Source organism: Micromonospora desertarenae (assembly GCF_056150265.1).
In genome coordinates this window covers 92,391-108,191 of the sequence record NZ_JAXCFQ010000017.1, presented here as the reverse complement: position 1 = coordinate 108,191, position 15,801 = coordinate 92,391, and the positions used below count along the sequence as shown (strand labels likewise).

Here is a 15,801-nt window from a genome sequence, read left to right as displayed (position 1 = left end):
GCTCACCCCGCGATCCGTTGCAGCACCGAGGCGGTGCCCTGGCTGCCGCCGCAGCACATGGTGACCAGGGCCAGCTCGCCGTCGACGCGTTCCAGCTCGTGCAGGGCGGTGGTGAGCAGCCGGGCGCCGGTGGCGCCCATCGGGTGCCCGAGCGCTATCGCTCCCCCGTTGACGTTCACCCGGTCCAGGTCGGCGCCGTGGTGCCGGGCCCAGGAGAGGACCACCGCGGCGAACGCCTCGTTGACCTCCACCACGTCCAGGTCGGTGAGCTTCAGCCCGGCCCGGTCCAGGATCCGCCTTGTGGCCACGGTCGGCCCGTCCAGCAGGAAGTACGGGTCGGCGCCGGTCACCACCTGGTGCAGCAGCCGGGCGCGGGGCCGCAGCCCCAGCTCGTCGGCGCGGCGGCGGGACATCCAGAGCACCGCGGCGGCACCGTCGGAGACCTGCGAGGTGCTGCCGGCGGTGTGCAGCCCGCCGCGCATCACCGGGCGCAGCCCGGCCAGCGTCTCGACGGTGGTGGGGCGCAGCCCCTCGTCGCGGGTCAGGCCGCCCAGCGGCAGCACCTCGGCGGCGTACCGTCCTCGCGCCCAGGCGCGGGCGGCGCGCTGCTGGGACAGCGCCCCGTAGCCGTCGAGGTCGGCGCGGGTCAGCCCCTCGCGCCGGGCGATCCGCTCGGCCCCGCCGAACTGCACGCCGGGCGGGTCGTCCCACGGGTAGTCGGGCAGCTTGTGCTCGTCCACGCCGCCCGGCGCGTTGGCGCCGGCCGGCACCCGGCTCATCGACTCGACGCCGCAGGCGATGCCCACCTCGATCGCGCCGGTGGCGACCAGCGCGGCGACCAGGTGGTTGGCCTGCTGGGCGGAGCCGCAGCTGACGTCGACGGTGGTGCAGCCGACGGCCGGGTCCAGCCCGGTGGCGAGCCAGGCGTTGCGGGTGACCCCGAGCCCCTGTTCGCCGACCTGGCTGACGCAGCCGCCGATCACCTGCTCCACCGCGGCCGGGTCGAGGCCGGTGCGCTCGATCAGCCCGAGCAGCACGTGCCGCAGCAGCGCCACCGGCTTGAGGGCGGACAGCGCGCCGTCGCGCCGCCCGATCGGGGTGCGGACGGCGTCCACGATCACCGCGTCGGTCAGCCCGGTCACCGGGGCACCGCCCGTACCGGCTGGTGGGTGAAGCCGCGCAGCACCAGGCTGCCGGTACGCCGGCCGGGGCCGGCCGCCTCGATCGCCCGGGTCGCGGCGAGCAGTTCGGTGAAGACCGCTGTCAGCTCCAGGCGGGCCAGCCGGGCCCCGAGGCAGTAGTGCACCCCGCCGCCGAAGCCCAGGTGGTCGTTGGGGTGGCGGTCCAGGCGGAAGGTGTCCGGGTCGGGGAAGACCGCCTCGTCGCGGTTGGCCGAGCCGAAGAGCACCAGCACCCGGGCGCCGGCCGGGATGCGCTGCCCGCGCAGCGTCACCTCCCGGGTGGTGCCGCGCCACAGCGCCTGCACCGAGGTGTCGTACCGGATGCCCTCCTCCACCGCGGCGGGCACCAGCTCGGGGTGGCGGCGCAGCCGGTCGGCGAGCTCGGGGCGGCCGATCAGCGCGTGCAGCAGGTTGGTGGCCAGGCTGGTGGTGGTCTCGATCCCGGCGACCAGCAGGAACGCGCAGAAGGCCAGTACCTCCTGGTCGGTGATGCCGGCCCGGCGCCCGGCGGCGATGGCGTCGAAGAGGTCGGGCGGGTCGTGCGGGGTGCCGTGCCGCAGCCGCCGCCCGAAGAACCGGAACATGTCCATGCCGCGGCCGATGCCGTCGGCGCCGGAACCGGCCTGGCTCAGGTCGGCGGTGATCACCGCCGACCACTGCCGGAACTCGTGCTGCATCTCCGCCGGGACGCCGAGCATCTCCGCCAGCACCAGCGCCGGCACCGGCTCGGCCACCTCGGCGAAGAAGTCGACCGGCCCGTCGTACGCCAGCAGCCGGCGCACCCGGTCGCGGGCGATCCGGGTGACCCGCGGCGTCAGGGCGGCGACCGCGGACGGGCTGAAGGCGCGCGCCACCGCCCGCCGGAACACCTGGTGCTCGGGCGGGTCGGTGGCGATCAGCACCCGCACGTCCGGCGCGCCGATCCGGTAGCGCACCCCGGCGTCCGGGATCACCTTCCGCCCGCCGAAGTCGGGGCTCATGCCCACCTTGGAGGAGAACGTGGCCGGGTCGCGCAGCACCGCCGCCACGTCGGCGTGCCGGCTCACCGCCCAGACGTCCGCCGCCGGCAGGTGCAGCACCGGGGCCTCCCGGCGCAGCCGGGCGTAACTGGGGTACGGGTCGTCGGCGACGGCCGGGTCCGTCGGGTCGAACAGCGCCGGTCCGCGGACCGCGGTGCCGCTCATCCGCAGCCGCCCGCGGTGTCGGTGTCGGCGAGCACCCGCCGCGGCGCGCCGGTGGGCACCGGCTCGGTGGCCGGGCCGAGCAGTTCGGTGAGGAAGTCGTCGAGCCGGTCCAGCCCCCAGAACCGGTGCCGCCCGACCCGGAAGTACGGGATCCCGAAGATGTCGTCGTGGTACGCGGTGACCAGGCAGTCCACCCCGGCGGCGCGGATCTCGGCGGACTCGGCGGCGGCCACGATCCGGTCGCCGTCCAGCCCCGCCCGCTCGGCCGCGGCGCGCAGCACCGGCGGGTCGCAGATGTTCTCGCCGCGCTCCCACCGGGCGGCGGTGACCTCGTCGTAGAACCGCTCGCCGCGCCCGAGTCGCCGGGCCAGCAGGTAGCCCAGGTGCGGCAGTTCCCACCACGGGTCGATGTCGACCGGCCAGACCATCCGCAGCCCGAGCTTGGCGGCCTGTCGCCGGGTGTCGTGCAGGATGTAGAGGTGCTTGGCCTTGCTCATCGGGGTGTAGTGGAACTGCGCCCCGGCGGCCGCCAGGTCGGCGCTGGTGCGCTCGTCCGGGTCCCAGTAGGGGATGAACTCCAGCCGCTGGTGGGCGTCGGGCAGCCGGCGCCGCAGCCGGTGGATCGCCATCCAGCTGAACGGGCTGCGGAAGGAGAAGTGCACCCGGGGTCCGCGCTTCACGACGCGCCCCCGGTGAGCGCCTTGACCGTCTCCGGGTCGAGCTGGGCCAGGGTGCCGGCCTCCGGTCCGGCGCTGACCGCGTAGCCGTGCAGGATGCGGGCGGTCGCCACGTGCCGCGGCCGGTCCCGCCCGGGCCCGGTGGCGAAGGCGTCCATCCGGCCGTCGAAGGCGCGGTCCTTGACGATCTCGGTGACGGTGAAGGTGGTCTCGATCTCGTCGTCCATGTGCGCGTCGGCGAGCAGCCGCACCCGGGCCCGGGACACCACCGGGATCCAGCTGCGCTCGGCAAGCAGCCGGGGCACCGACAGGCCCCGGTCGGCGAGGAACCGGTCGACCACCTCCTCCAGCGCGGCGACGTGGCTGCCGTGCTGCACCCGGTCGGAGTAGTGGCAGTGGAAGTAGCGGGCCCGCCACCCGAAGCGGTACGGCTCCGTGCCCGGCGGCGGCGGGTCGGCCGGGGCGACCGCGGCCACGCCGGGCACCACCAGCGGGGCCAGTGCCGGCGGCGGGTCACCGGCGGGGGCGCCGCGCTCGGTGACCAGCGCGACAGTCACGGTGCCCCGGGCCACGGTGACCGGCTGCCCGTCGCGGCGCAGGTGCAGCCGCACCCCGAACCGTCCGGGCCCGCGCGGTTCGACCCGCGCCGCCACCTCGTCGTCGACCTCCAGGACGGCGGGCAGCTGCACCGAGCTGTCCACGATCTCCAGCCCGAGGCCGTACCGGTGGTAGAGGGTCTGCGGTCCGAGGTCCCGCTCCCGGAACCAGGCCAGGGTGGCCTCCTCGGCCAGGTACATGAAGGTCTTGAAGCCGATCCAGGTGCGGATGTTGGCGCCCGCGTACCGGGGACGGAGCCGGCAGACGGTGCCGCGGTCCGGTTCGGGACTGGACATGGATCCCCTCCTCACTCGGTCGGTCGGGTGCCGGCGCCGGCGGCCGCCAGCTCCTCGATCAGCCGGGCCACCTCGGGTGCGTGGTTGACGTGGCAGAAGTGGTCGAAGTCGTCGCCGGCGGCCACCGTGGCCCGGGGCAGCCGGCGGGCCAGCGCCTCCATGTGCGGGCGGAACATCCCCGGGTCCGCCTCGCCGATGAGGATGGCCGCCGGGATGTCCACGTGCGACAGCGGCAGGTGGCCGCTGGCGACGTACTGCTCGAAGACGGCGAGGAAGCCGACCGGGCCGATCCGCTCGCAGGTACGGGCGATCATGACCTCGAAGACGTCCGGCGGTGCGGTGCGCCGCAGCCGCAGCCGCATCCCGTCGCTGATCTGCCGCTGGAAGGTCTCCCGGGACAGGTCGAAGGTCTCCCAGGTGACCCGGTGCTCGGCCGGTCGGAAGAACGGCGCGGCGAGCACCGCGGCGGTGGCCCGCGGCTCGCCGGCGGCCAGCCGGGCGAGCACCGCGTTCGCGCCGAACGAGTGGCCGACCAGCAGGAACGGGCGGTCGCCGAGGCCGTCCAGCCCGGCCGCGACCCAGTCCCCCGGGCCGCCGGACCAGCGCCAGCGGTAGTCGTTGCCGGCCCGCCAGGGCAGGTCGAGGGCGACCGTGCGCCACTGCGGCCCGAGGCAGCGCGACAGCCGGGTCCAGGTACGCCAGGTGTCCTCGATGCCGTGCACGAAGACCGCGCACGGGCCGGTGTCGGTGCCCGGCGAGAGCAGGTGGGCCTGCGGCGACGTCATCCGGTCTCCCTCGACAGCCGGGTGGTGCGGTACCCGTCGTCCGGGTCGCCGCAGACGATCCGGGCGCTGCCGCCCCGCTCGGCGAGCACGGCGGCGGCCACCGCCACCTGGAGGACGCCGAGCGCGCCGTAGCCGGCGCCGACCGCGCCGGTCAGGTCGACCGCGCCGGCGGTCAGGCCGGCCGGGGCGAGCAGCAGGTCCGCTTCCCCGGGCGGCGGCCCGGTCAGCTCGTCGACCGGGTCCAGCCGCAGGTCCCCGTCGCGTTCGAGCAGCACGCAGGCGGCCACCGGGCGCAGCGGCGCCGCGGCGTCCAGCAGCCCGGCGGCGACCGGGTCGGCCGGTTCCGCGCCGACCACCACCGCCCGGCGGGTCCGGCCGGCGGCCAGCAGCAGCATGCCGAGCGCGACCGCGTCCAGGCCGGCCGGGTGGCCCGAGCAGACCGTCAGGTTGGGTCCGCCCCAGCCGAACCAGATCGCCACGGTGCTGCTGACCACGTTGCTCGACGCGTTCGGCGCGTCCAGCGGGCTGACCGCCCGGACCCCGTCCGCGGCGACGGCGGTGGCCACCGCCGCGACGGTGGCGCAGTTGCCGAGGTTGGTGGCCACCACCACGGCGGTGTCCGGGTCCGGTGGCGTGTCGGGGGCCCGCCGGCCGGCCCGCGCCGGCCGGCCCAGCGCCCGGTGCACCGCGCAGAGCGCCAACCGGGTCGCCGGTTCCTTGGCCAGCAGCCCCTTGCGGCCGAGCAGCGTCGCGGCGTCCTCGGGCGGGCACGCCGGGCCCGGGTCCCAGCCGGCGAGCCGGGCACCGGACGGCAGCTCGGGCAGGTGCGCGCTCCACCCGGTGACCGCGACCCCTGAGCCCCTCACGCCGCCTCCACCAGGGTGACCGCGTTGACGCCGCCGAAGCCGAACGAGTTGACCTGGGCCACCCGTGCGGCGCAGCGCACCGGCGCGCCGGTGACCAGGCGCAGCCCCTTGGCCTCCGGCAGCGGCCGGCGCAGCCCCACCACCGGCGGCACCCGACCGGCGCGCAGGCAGCGGATCGCCACGTCCAGGCTCATCAGCGCGGACGCGCCGGAGGTGTGCCCGAGCGCCCCCTTGACGCCGGTGACGTACGGGTCGCCGCCGGCGTCGACCAGCACCCGCTGGATCGCCTCGGCCTCGGTGACGTCGTTGAGCAGCGTGCCGGTGCCGTGGCTGACCACCACGTCCACCTCGGCCGGGGACCGGCGGGCGCGGGCCAGCGCGTCGGTCATCGCCCGGCTGATGCCGGCCAGCGACGGGGCGGTCTCGTGGTGCGCGTCGCAGGAGAGGCCGACGCCGAGCAGCCGGGCCGCCACCGGCCCCCGCCACGCCTCGCCGACCACCACCACCGCGGCGGCGCCCTCGCCGAGCAGCACCCCGGTGCGGTCGGCGTCGAAGGGGCGCACCCGTTCGGTCGGCTCCTCGGTGACCCGTCCGATCATGGCCAGCATGGACGCGGTCATCGCGTCGGTGCCGGCGGCCACCACCACGTCGGCCGACCCGCCGTCGACCAGGTCGGCGGCGAGGGCGAGGGTGTGCCCGGACGCGCTGCACGCGTTGGCGACGGTGAGCACCGGGCCCAGCCGCGGGGCGGCGGCCCGCAGCGCGCCGGTGAAGTGCAGCCGGGCCGCCCGGACCGGCCGGCCGGACACCGCCTGCCGCTCCACCGCCCGCAGTTCGCGCAGGCCGGTGCCGACCAGCACCGGCACCCGGGCGGTGGCCGGGTCGAGCCCGGCCGCGGCGAGCGCGGCGGTGACGCACCCGGCGAGCCAGTCGCTGGCCGGCAGGTCCGGCTCGCCCGCGCCGGCCGGGGCGGGCAGGTGGTGGGCGCGGGTGACGTTGACAGCGGCCGGGTCGACGTGGCGCAGCGGGCCGACGCCGCTCTCGCCGGCCAGCAGCCGGTCGAAGGTCGCGGCGCCGTCGCCGAGGCAGCTGCGTACCGCGCTAGCCGCGAGCAGAGCCACGGCCCCACCCCCGGACGACGGCGGCGCCCACCGCCCCCTCGCGGTTCTGCGCCACCAGCACCGACAGCTGCCCGTCCAGCCGCGGATCCTGCCGGTGCGCGGCCAGCACGGTGGCCAGTTCCAGCGCCCCGCCGGCGGTGGGGTTGTCACCCATCGCCCCGTCGACGGCGATCCGCCGGACTCGGGAGTGCCCGAGCGCCGACTCGACGGCCCGCCACGCGGTGGCCCGGGCCGCCGCGTCGTCGGCGCCGCCGATCGCCGCCATCCGCACCCGGTCGCCGCCGACCCCACAGCGGTCGAGGGCGCCGCGCAGGCAGCCGGCGAGCGCCTCGGCGCGGTCCCGCCCCCGGGGGCAGAAGCCCAGCGTCACGGCGAGCACCTCGGCGTCCGGGCCGCGCAGGTGGGTGCCGCCGGGCGGGCGCAGCACGAACACCGCGCCGCCCTCACCGGCCGGCAGCTCGTCGTCGCGGCCGTGCCGGGACAGCCAGGCGGTGTGCGGGGTGAACTCCTCGACCGCGCCGGCCAGCAGGTAGTCGGCCTGCCGGGAGCGGAAGCTGTTGGCGCACCAGCGCAGCACGGACAGGAACGCCACCCGGCCGCCGGCCAGCGTGGCGTTGACCCCGGTGAGGTTGAACCAGATGGCGGACTGCCCGGCGGCGCAGTTCATCACCGTGTTCGGGAACAGCGCCGGGTTCACCATGTAGGGCGGGTCCTGGGTGAAGGTGTCCACCGCGTAGTCCACCGAGGAGCGGACGCTGCCGGCGGTGGTGCCGAGCACCACCCCGATCCGGTGCCGGTTGGCGTCGCTGACCTGGAGACCGGCGTCGGCCAGCGCGCGGCGGCAGGTGACCACGGTGAGCGCGGTCCGCCGGTCGAAGAAGCTGGTGCCCTTGCGGCCCAGCTCGGCCCGGACGTCGAAGTCGAGCAGGGCGTGCGCGCGCGGCGTGGGCAGCGGGGCGTCGTACCGGCCGGTGACCTCGACCGGCGCGGGCGGCCGGTCGAGCGCACCGACCAGGGCGTGGTCGTCGGTGCCGGCCGGGCTGGTGACGCCCCAGCCGATGATCTGCAGCGCGCTCACGACACCGCTCCCAGCAGCACGATGGCGTTGTTCCCGCCGAAGGCGAAGCCGTTGTTCTGGGCCACCCGCACCCGGGCCGGCCGGGCGTGGTTGGGGATCGGGTCCAGCCGGGCCATCGCCGGGTCCGGGTTGCTCCAGTTGATGGTGGGTGGCAGGAACCCGCGGGCGATCGCCAGGGCCGTCGCCATCACCCCGAACGCGCTGGCCGCACCCATGGTGTGGCCGAGCATCGACTTGATCGAGCTGACCGGCGGCACCCGCCCGTCGAAGGCGTCCTCCAGCGCGGCCGCCTCGGTGGCGTCGTTGGCCGCGGTGCCGGTGCCGTGGGCGCAGACGTAGTCGACGTCGTCCGGACGGACGCCGGCGTTGCGGTGCGCCAGCCGCATGCACTCGGCGATCGAGGCGGCGTCCGGGGCGACCATGTGCCGGGCGTCGCAGTTCAGGCCGTAGCCCAGTACCTCGGCGTAGGGCGTGGCCCCCCGGGCGCGGGCGTGCTCGGCGGACTCCAGCACCAGCATGGCGCCGCCCTCCGCGGTGATCATTCCGGAGCGGTCCCGGTCGAACGGCGCGCAGGCCTTGTCGGCCACCGCACCGAGCCGGACGAAGCCGGCGTGCGCCCAGCGGCACACCGAGTCCGCGCCGCCGGTGAGCATCACGTCCGCGTCGCCGTTGGCCACCAGGTCGTACGCGTAGCCGAGGGCGTAGTTGCTGGCCGAGCAGGCGGTGGCGAGGGTGACCGACTCCCCGGTGACGCCCAGCTCCTCGCTCACCGCGGCGGCGAGCCGCCCGGCGGGCAGCTGCTCGGCCAGCTCACCGGGGAGCGCCGGGAAGCCGTGGTCGACGATCCGGCGGCCCATCTCCTCGGTCACCTTCGACTCGCCGCTGGTGGTGCCGACCACCACGCCGACCCGGTGCGGCGGCACCCGGTCGACGCGCAGGCCGGCGTCGCGCACGGCGAGCCGCGCCGCGGCGGCCGCGAAGAGGCTGGACCGGCCCCAGGTGGCGGTGTCGAGCCGGCGCAGGATCGGCTCCGGCTCGAACGCCCGCACCTCCCCGGCCATGGTCCGGGGGAAGCCGGCGGTGTCGAAGCTGGTGATGGCGGAGATGCCGGTGTGCCCGCCGCGCAGCCCGGATTCGAACGCCGCCGCCCCGATCCCGATGTTCGACACCGGTCCCAGGCCGGTGATCACCACCCGCTTCATGTCACGATTCGGACCAGCCGGCGTAGCCGGCCGTCACCGCGTACACGGCCTTGAGGTTCTGCATGTTCGCCAGCTCCTGCTGCGGAATCTCGATCTTGTACTTCTTCTCGATCCGGGCGAGCATCTCGATCGCCCGCAACGAGTCCGCCTCGTACTCCTCCTGGAAGTCCCCGGTGTCGGTCAGCTCCTCCGGCTCGACCTCCAGGACCTCCGCGACGAGTTCCCTCAGCTCCGCCAGACGCGTGTCGCCGTCAGCCATGGTCAACTGCTCCCTCCGATCGGTTGGTGGTCACGTGCCGTCGGGCCGTGCCGGTAGGGCGGTGCGCGGCCGGACGACCGCGGTGAGCGAGCCGTAGGTCGCGATCGGGCGCGAGCCCACGCTGCTGCGGCCGGTGACGAACGCGGCGCCGTCGCTGCGGTGCTCCAGCTCGACGACGTGGCGGACCACGTCGCCCGGGTACGCCCGCCCGACGAACGCGCAGTCCCGGGCCGCGGCCAGCATCAGCACCTCGTCCGGCCGGGTGCCGCCGGCGCTGTGCAGCCAGAGCACCGCCGCCGCCTGGCCGAACGACTCCAGCAGCAGGCAGGACGGGTAGGCGTACGCCTCGACGCCGTCGGCCGGGTCGAGCCCGGCGTAGCACGGCTCGATCCCGGAGACGGTCTTGACCGCGGTCAGCCCCACCCCGGGGCGCAGCTCCTCGACCCGGTCGAGCAGCAGCATGCCGGGCCCGTGCGGCAGCGTCCGGCGCAGCTGGGGGAAGTCGAGCCTCACCCCGACCACCCGCACTCCACCGTCGCGGTGGCCACCCGCACCCCGTCGCCGCGCCGGCAGTCGGCGCGCACCAGCACCGGGTGCGGTGGCGACACCTCGGTCGCCTCGGCGAGCACCCGCAGCAGGTCGCCGGGGCGCAACGGCACCAGGAAGCGCAGCGACCGCACGGTGCCCAGCCGCATCCGGTGCCCGTCCGGCTCGCCGAACGCCCCGGCCGCGGCCTGCACCACCGCCTCCAGCACGAACACGCCGGGGAAGATGGTCAGCCCGGGAAAGTGGTCCGGCAGGTAGGGGCCGTCGCCGCGGACCCGCAGCTCGCCGGTGATCCGCCGGACGTCGCCGTCCACGATGGCGGTCACCCGGTCACAGGCGACCAGCGGCCGGACGGCGTCGAGGAGGTCGGTCACAGCACGATCCCCCCGTCCACCTGGAACACCTGGCCGGTGATGTAGGAGGCGTCGTCGGAGAGCAGGAAGGCGACCAGCCCGGCGACGTCGTCGGGGGTGCCGAAGCGGCGCAGCGGGATCGACTCGCGGGCCTTGGCCCGCAACCGGTCGGGCAGCCCGGCGGTCATCTCGGTCTCGATGAAACCCGGGGCCACCACGTTGGCGCGCAGGCCGTAGGGGGCGATCTCCTTGGCCAGCGACCGGGTCAGCCCGATGATGCCGGCCTTGGCGGCGGCGTAGTTGGACTGCCCGGCGTGCCCGTACACGCCGGCCACCGAGGAGATGTTCACCATCGCCCCCCGGCGCCGCTTGAGGAACCGGTAGCCGACCGTGCGGCAGACGTTCCAGGTGCCGGTGAGGTTGGTGCGCAGCACGGCGTCCCAGTCCCGCTCGGCCATCAGCACGGTGGTGGCGTCGCGGGTGATGCCGGCGTTGTTGACCACCGCGGTCAGCGGCCCGAGCCGTTCCTCGGCCTCGGTCACCAGCGTGGTCACCGCGGCCAGGTCGCCCACGTCGCAGGCGGCGAAATGGGTCCGGACGCCGAGGTCGGCGACGGCCTTCTCGGTCTGCGCCGCGTCGTCGGCCCGGCCGGCGTAGCAGCCCGTGACGTCGAAGCCGGCCGCGGCCAGGCGCAGCGCGACCGACCGGCCGATGCCCCGGGACGCCCCGGTGACCAGCACGTGCCCGCTCACGCCGGCACCGCGCCCGCTGATCCGCTCGCTCATGCCGGCCCTCCGCTCCGCTGCGTGCCGGCCGTCTCCACCACGGAGAACCCGCAGGGCAGCCGGCGTACGGTGGGCGCACCCAGGCCGGCCTTGGCGGCCAGCGCCGCGAAGCCCGCCTCGGTGCGCTGGCGACCGCCGAACAGGACCAGCATCTTCAGGTCCATCGCCCGGCCGGTGCGGTCGTCGTCGGCGGGCACCTCCTCGACCACGAGCACCCGGCCGGCCGGCCCGGCCGCCGCGGCGCACCGGCCGAGGATCTCCCGCGCGGTCTCGTCGTCCCAGTTGTGCAGGATGTCGAAGAGCAGGTAGGCGTCGCCGCCGGCGGGCACCCCGGACAGGAAGCTCCCGCCGACGACGTCGCACCGGTCGGCCAGCCCGGCCTCGGCCAGCCGCCGGCGGGCCTGCTCGGCCACCGGCGGCCGGTCCAGCAGGGTGCCGCGCAGGTGCGGGTGGGCCTCCAGCAGGGCGCCCAGGGTGCGGCCCACGCCGCCGCCGACGTCCACCACGTGCCGCACCCCGGCCCAGTCCAGCGCGGCGAGGTCCGGCACCACCCGGGCGGACTTGGCGGCCATCAGCTCGTCGAAGGAGGCGGCCCGGGCCGGGTCGGCGGCCAGGTCGTCCCAGAACGGCCGGTCGAACACCGCCGGGTAGCCCGCCCCGCCGGTGCGTACCGCGTGCAGCAGCCCGGCCAGCGCCAGGTCCATCCGGCCGCCGGCGCCGTCCAGGTCGAGCCACTGCCGCAGGTCGCCGGCGCTCCGCCCGGTGAGCATCCGGCCGGCCGGGGTGAGCGCGAACCGATCCGGCGTGGCCTCCCGGTAGAGGCCCAGCGAGCAGAGGTAGCGCAGCAGCCGGCCGAGCGCGTCGGCGTCCGCGCCGGTGGCCAGGGCCAGCTCGCCGGCCGACCGGGCACCGTCGCCGAGGTGGTCGGAGAGGCGCAGGGTGGCGGCCACCCGGATGGCGAACGGCGGAAGCATCTCCAGCATCGAGGAGATGTCGCCGCGGCGGAGCGTCATGCCGGCCCCGACCCGGCGCCGGCGTCCCCGCTGGAGTAGAGCCGCCCGTCGCACCAGACGTACCGGACCCCACCCCACTTGATCGCCGAGAAGGCGTCCGGGAAGAAGCCCCGGCCGGGCAGGTTCGCGCTGGTGTTGCAGAGCACCGGCACCCCGCTGCGCGCGTGGTACGCGGTGAGCAGCCGGAACAGCAGCGGATGGTCGGGCCCCACGGTCTGCAACCGGGCGCTGCCGTCGGCGTGCACGATCGCCGGCACCCGGTCCCGCCAGCCGGCGCGCACCTGGTGCTCGAAGAGCATGTACGGGTCGGGGGTGCCCGGGTCGAACACCTCGGGCGCCCGGTCGACCAGGCAGATCGGCGCCACCGGCCGGTACGCCTCGCGCAGCTTGATCCGGTTGAGCCGGTCCTGCATCCCCGGATCGTCGGCCGGGGCGATGATGCTGCGGTGCCCCAGCGCCCGCGGCCCGAGCTCGGCGCGGCCGTGCAGCACCACCACCGGTTCCCGCTCGCGGTGCAGCAGCTCGGCGACCTCCTCGATCTCGCACGGCCGGAAGGTCCAGCCCGCCGGCGGGGCGTCGCCGTAGCCGACCGCCGGCCCGGCGAAGACCGACCAGGTCAGCGCGGAGGTGCCGGTCCGCCGGATCAGCTCGGCGCAGGCCGCGCCGATGGCCGAGCCGGCGTCGTTGGGGAACGGCGGCACCCAGACGTCGGAGAACATCCCGCTGGCCCGGATCGCCGCGTTCCACTTGATGTTCAGCGCGCAGCCGCCGGAGAGGCAGAGCGGTTCGCCGGCGGCGGCGTACCGGGCGGCCGGGCCGTCGCGCAGGCCGGCCAGCAGCAGCCGCAGCAGGTGCTCCTGGAAGCTGGCCAGCACTGCCGCGTCGGAGAGCCCCATCGGCGCCAGCTGGCGCAGCACCTGGGCGCTCCAGATGAAGCCGCGGGTCACCTCGATCGGCAGCAGCCGCCGGGTCTGCTCGGCCATCACCGCGATCGCCGCCTCGTCCGGTTCGGCCAGCGCGGCGTACGCCATCGCCTTGCCGGAGATGGGCAGCAGCGCCTCCAGTTGGGCGAAGTCGCCCAGCCCGCCGAGCGAGCGGCGCTGCTCCGCGGAGACCCGGAACGGGGCGAAGTGCGAGGCGAAGACCGGATAGAGCGCGCCGGCGATGCCGAGCACCGGCCCCAGCGCGGTCAGCGACCGGGCCGCCGGGTCGAACCGGTAGAGCGCCGCCGGCATCCCGCCGTCCCAGACCAGGATCAGCGCGGGCTGCCCGGCCCGGGCGTACGGGCTGGTGCAGTAGCTGGCCAGCGCGTGGTCGGTGGCGTGCGGGTAGCTGGTGTGCGGCAGGTCCCGGCCGCCCACCGACAGCCCGGCGCCGGTGATCCCGGTGAGCGCCTCCGGGTTCTCCCCCGGCCCACCGAGCACCGCGTAGCCGGCCAGGTCGAGGGTGACCGCCGAGCCGTCCTCGCGGACCACCTCGGCGCCGGCCCGGCCGTCGCGCGACTGCACCCAGCCGTCCACGCTGACCGCCGCCAGGTCGGCCACGTCGACGTCGTGCAGCGCGAGTTGGTGGGCGACGTCGGCGAGGTCGGACAGGTGCGCGTGGCGGCGCCGGTTGTCGATCTTCTCCGCCTCGACGGAGAAGAGCAGCCGGTCACCGTCGATCGCCGCCACCGCGCCGTCGTGGGTCACCTTCAGGCCGCAGATCACCTGTCGACCGGTCACGCCTACCACCACCCCCACCCGCCGCCGGTGCGGCGCTCGGCGTCGTACGACGCCCCGACGACAATTAACCGTGGAATTGATCAGGCGGCCGACGGATTGCCATTCTTGGCATCCATCTGGCGCAACACATAGTCCTCGATGTCCTTGATGGACCGGATGTTGCGCGCATTTTCCTCGTCGATGGGCGGCAGGTCGAACTCGTCCTCGAGCGCGAATGCGAGTTCGAGGAGAGCCAGGCTGTGGTACTCGAGATCCTCGACCAGCAGGGCCTCGTCGGTGACCTCAGGCTGCGGGTTCGGCGCCAGGTCCAGGATGATGTCCCGGAGCTGGGTTCTGACTTCTGATTCCGTTCGAGTCGGCACGTCGAGGACGTTAGTTCGACCCCCGCGGATGCGGAAGTGCGCGCGTATTCAGTTGCACAGCGAAGTGTCACCGCGGGTGTAGAGAATTCCCTCCGACCAGACGTACCGGGTCCGGCCCCAGGCCATGGCCGAGCCGGGGTCGGGGAAGAAACCCTTGCCCGGGTGGTTGGCGCTGGTGTTGCAGAGCACCGGGACGCCGCTGAGCCGGTGGTAGGCGCGCAGCAGCTCGTAGGTCGGGCTGTTGGTCGGGTCCACGGTCTGCAACCGGGCGCTGCCGTCCACGTGCACGATCGCCGGCACCCGGTCCACCCACTCCGGACGGACGTCGTGGGCGAAGAGCATGTACGGGTCGCGGGTGCCGGGCGCGAACACCTCGGCGGCGTGCTCCTCCAGGCAGATCGGGGCCACCGGCCGGTACCCCTCCCGGTGCTTGAGCCGGTTCAGGGTGTCCCGCATGGCCGCGTTCACCGCCGGGGCGATGATGCTGCGGTGGCCCAGCGCCCGCGGGCCGAGCTCGGCCCGGCCGCTGACCACCACCACCGGTTCGTTCTCCCGGTGCAGCAGCTCGGCCAGGCCGGCGATGTCACAGGGCCGCGCCGACCAGCCGGCCGGGACCACCCCGTCCCAGCGGATGCCCGGCCCGGCGAACGCGGACCAGCGCACCGCTGAGCGGCCGGTGACCCGGACCATCTCGGCGCAGGCGCTGCCGATCGCGGAGCCCGCGTCGTTGGGGAACGGCGGCACCCACACCTCGTCGAAGAGGCCGCTGGCGCGCAGCCCGGCGTTCCAGGTGATGTTCAGGTGGCAGCCGCCGGAGAGGCAGAGCGGCAGGCCGGCCAGCTCCGGGGCGTCGCGCAGCGCGGCGCGCACCCCGGCCAGCAGCACCCGGAACAGGTACTCCTGGAACGAGGAGATCACCGTGGCGTCGGGCAGGCCGGAGCCGTCCAGCCGGCGCAGCACCTCCCGGGTCCAGCCGTACATCCGCAGGTGGGTGTCCGCCGGCGGCAGGTCGGCGGTGACCCGCTCCATCACCGCGATGGCGTCCTCGTCCGGCTTGCCGAGCGCGGCGTACGCCATCGCCTTGCCGGAGACCGGGAAGAGCGCCTCCATGCCGAACATCCGGTCCGGGTCGGGGCTGCGCCGGTCCACCCGGAAGGGCGGGAAGTGCGAGGCGAAGATCGGGTAGAGCCCGCCCGAGGCGGGGCCGACCCAGCCGACCCGGCGCAGCTTTCCGCCGCGCGGGTCGTACCGGTAGAGGAAGGGCGGCATCCCGCCGTCCCAGACCACCACCAGCGCCGGCCGGTCCTGCTCGGCGAAGGGCGAGGTGCAGTAGCTGGCGAACAGGTGGCCGGCGGAGTGGGTGTAGCTGGCGAACCCGCCGGGCATCGGGTGCAGCGGCAGGCCGTCGCCGTGCACCGGCGCCACCGGCTCCGCCGGCCCGCCGGGCTCGTCGGAGTACCCGGCGACCGCCAGCGGGTGCGCCCGGCCGTCCGGGCCGCGCAGCTGCACGTACGACGAGCCGTCCACCCGGGGCGTCCACCCGTCCACCGCGACGTGCGTGACCTCGGCCGGGTCGACGCCGCTGGCCCGCAGCTCGTCGAGGATCTGACCGGCGTCGGTCAGCCCGCTGTGGCGGGGTGAGTTGGCGATCTTCTCCGCCTCGGTGGAGAAGAGCAGGCGCCCGTCGGTGATCACCGCGACGGCGCCGTCGTGGGTCAGCTTGAGTCCGCAGATGACTGCCGTACCGGTCATGTCGATGCCTTCCGCCGCGT

The 15,801-nt window shown here is 75.5% G+C and carries 17 protein-coding genes; all 17 read right to left on the bottom strand.

Going from position 1 to position 15,801, the window contains the following annotated elements:
- Positions 1–2: 2 nt before the first annotated feature.
- The 17 genes from SM577_RS27820 to SM577_RS27740 all read right to left on the bottom strand — a co-directional run bounded on the left by SM577_RS27820 (position 3) and on the right by SM577_RS27740 (position 15,781).
- Positions 3–1,133, bottom strand: coding sequence for a steroid 3-ketoacyl-CoA thiolase (locus SM577_RS27820; RefSeq protein WP_302920418.1), 1,131 nt, complete (start codon positions 1,131–1,133; stop codon positions 3–5).
- Positions 1,134–1,138: 5 nt separating this feature from the next.
- Positions 1,139–2,365, bottom strand: coding sequence for a cytochrome P450 (locus SM577_RS27815; RefSeq protein ID WP_302919889.1), 1,227 nt, complete (start codon positions 2,363–2,365; stop codon positions 1,139–1,141).
- Positions 2,362–3,045 (bottom strand): 2-hydroxychromene-2-carboxylate isomerase, encoded by a 684-nt coding sequence (locus SM577_RS27810; RefSeq protein ID WP_302919890.1) that lies wholly within the window; start codon positions 3,043–3,045, stop codon positions 2,362–2,364. Before SM577_RS27810 ends, SM577_RS27815 begins: the two co-directional genes overlap by 4 nt.
- Complete coding sequence (locus tag SM577_RS27805) at positions 3,042–3,935, bottom strand: acyl-CoA thioesterase family protein (protein ID WP_474581024.1); 894 nt, start codon at positions 3,933–3,935, stop codon at positions 3,042–3,044. The genes SM577_RS27810 and SM577_RS27805 overlap by 4 nt, the downstream gene beginning before the upstream one ends.
- Positions 3,936–3,946: 11 nt before the next feature.
- Positions 3,947–4,720: an alpha/beta fold hydrolase gene (locus SM577_RS27800; protein ID WP_302919892.1), complete on the bottom strand. Its 774-nt coding sequence runs from the start codon at positions 4,718–4,720 to the stop codon at positions 3,947–3,949.
- Positions 4,717–5,586: a beta-ketoacyl synthase N-terminal-like domain-containing protein gene (locus SM577_RS27795; RefSeq protein WP_474588366.1), complete on the bottom strand. Its 870-nt coding sequence runs from the start codon at positions 5,584–5,586 to the stop codon at positions 4,717–4,719. Before SM577_RS27795 ends, SM577_RS27800 begins: the two co-directional genes overlap by 4 nt.
- Positions 5,583–6,707, bottom strand: coding sequence for a beta-ketoacyl synthase N-terminal-like domain-containing protein (locus SM577_RS27790; RefSeq protein ID WP_474588365.1), 1,125 nt, complete (start codon positions 6,705–6,707; stop codon positions 5,583–5,585). The genes SM577_RS27795 and SM577_RS27790 overlap by 4 nt, the downstream gene beginning before the upstream one ends.
- Positions 6,688–7,785, bottom strand: a complete 1,098-nt coding sequence (locus tag SM577_RS27785; RefSeq protein ID WP_474588364.1) for a beta-ketoacyl synthase N-terminal-like domain-containing protein — start codon at positions 7,783–7,785, stop codon at positions 6,688–6,690. Before SM577_RS27785 ends, SM577_RS27790 begins: the two co-directional genes overlap by 20 nt.
- Positions 7,782–8,987 carry a beta-ketoacyl-[acyl-carrier-protein] synthase family protein gene (locus SM577_RS27780; protein ID WP_474581028.1) on the bottom strand — a complete coding sequence of 402 codons (1,206 nt, stop codon included), beginning with the start codon at positions 8,985–8,987 and terminating at the stop codon, positions 7,782–7,784. The genes SM577_RS27785 and SM577_RS27780 overlap by 4 nt, the downstream gene beginning before the upstream one ends.
- 1 nt (position 8,988) lies before the next feature.
- A complete protein-coding gene (locus SM577_RS27775) occupies positions 8,989–9,246 on the bottom strand; it encodes an acyl carrier protein (protein WP_088993393.1) in 258 nt (85 codons plus the stop codon).
- A 30-nt stretch (positions 9,247–9,276) separates the two neighbouring features.
- On the bottom strand, positions 9,277–9,768 hold the full coding sequence (locus SM577_RS27770; RefSeq protein WP_302919897.1) for a 3-hydroxyacyl-ACP dehydratase FabZ family protein: 492 nt from the start codon (positions 9,766–9,768) through the stop codon (positions 9,277–9,279).
- A complete protein-coding gene (locus SM577_RS27765) occupies positions 9,756–10,166 on the bottom strand; it encodes a 3-hydroxyacyl-ACP dehydratase FabZ family protein (protein WP_474588363.1) in 411 nt (136 codons plus the stop codon). The genes SM577_RS27770 and SM577_RS27765 overlap by 13 nt, the downstream gene beginning before the upstream one ends.
- The gene (gene fabG / locus SM577_RS27760) at positions 10,163–10,930 is read right to left on the bottom strand and encodes a 3-oxoacyl-[acyl-carrier-protein] reductase (RefSeq protein ID WP_302919899.1); all 768 of its coding nucleotides are present in this window, start codon (positions 10,928–10,930) and stop codon (positions 10,163–10,165) included. Before fabG ends, SM577_RS27765 begins: the two co-directional genes overlap by 4 nt.
- The gene (locus SM577_RS27755) at positions 10,927–11,943 is read right to left on the bottom strand and encodes a methyltransferase (protein WP_474588362.1); all 1,017 of its coding nucleotides are present in this window, start codon (positions 11,941–11,943) and stop codon (positions 10,927–10,929) included. The genes fabG and SM577_RS27755 overlap by 4 nt, the downstream gene beginning before the upstream one ends.
- A complete protein-coding gene (locus SM577_RS27750) occupies positions 11,940–13,667 on the bottom strand; it encodes a carbamoyltransferase N-terminal domain-containing protein (RefSeq protein WP_474581031.1) in 1,728 nt (575 codons plus the stop codon). Before SM577_RS27750 ends, SM577_RS27755 begins: the two co-directional genes overlap by 4 nt.
- A gap of 80 nt (positions 13,668–13,747) precedes the next feature.
- A complete protein-coding gene (locus SM577_RS27745; protein ID WP_088993388.1) occupies positions 13,748–14,029 on the bottom strand; it encodes a phosphopantetheine-binding protein in 282 nt (93 codons plus the stop codon).
- A 48-nt stretch (positions 14,030–14,077) separates the two neighbouring features.
- The gene (locus tag SM577_RS27740) at positions 14,078–15,781 is read right to left on the bottom strand and encodes a carbamoyltransferase C-terminal domain-containing protein (RefSeq protein ID WP_474588361.1); all 1,704 of its coding nucleotides are present in this window, start codon (positions 15,779–15,781) and stop codon (positions 14,078–14,080) included.
- Positions 15,782–15,801: the final 20 nt, after the last annotated feature.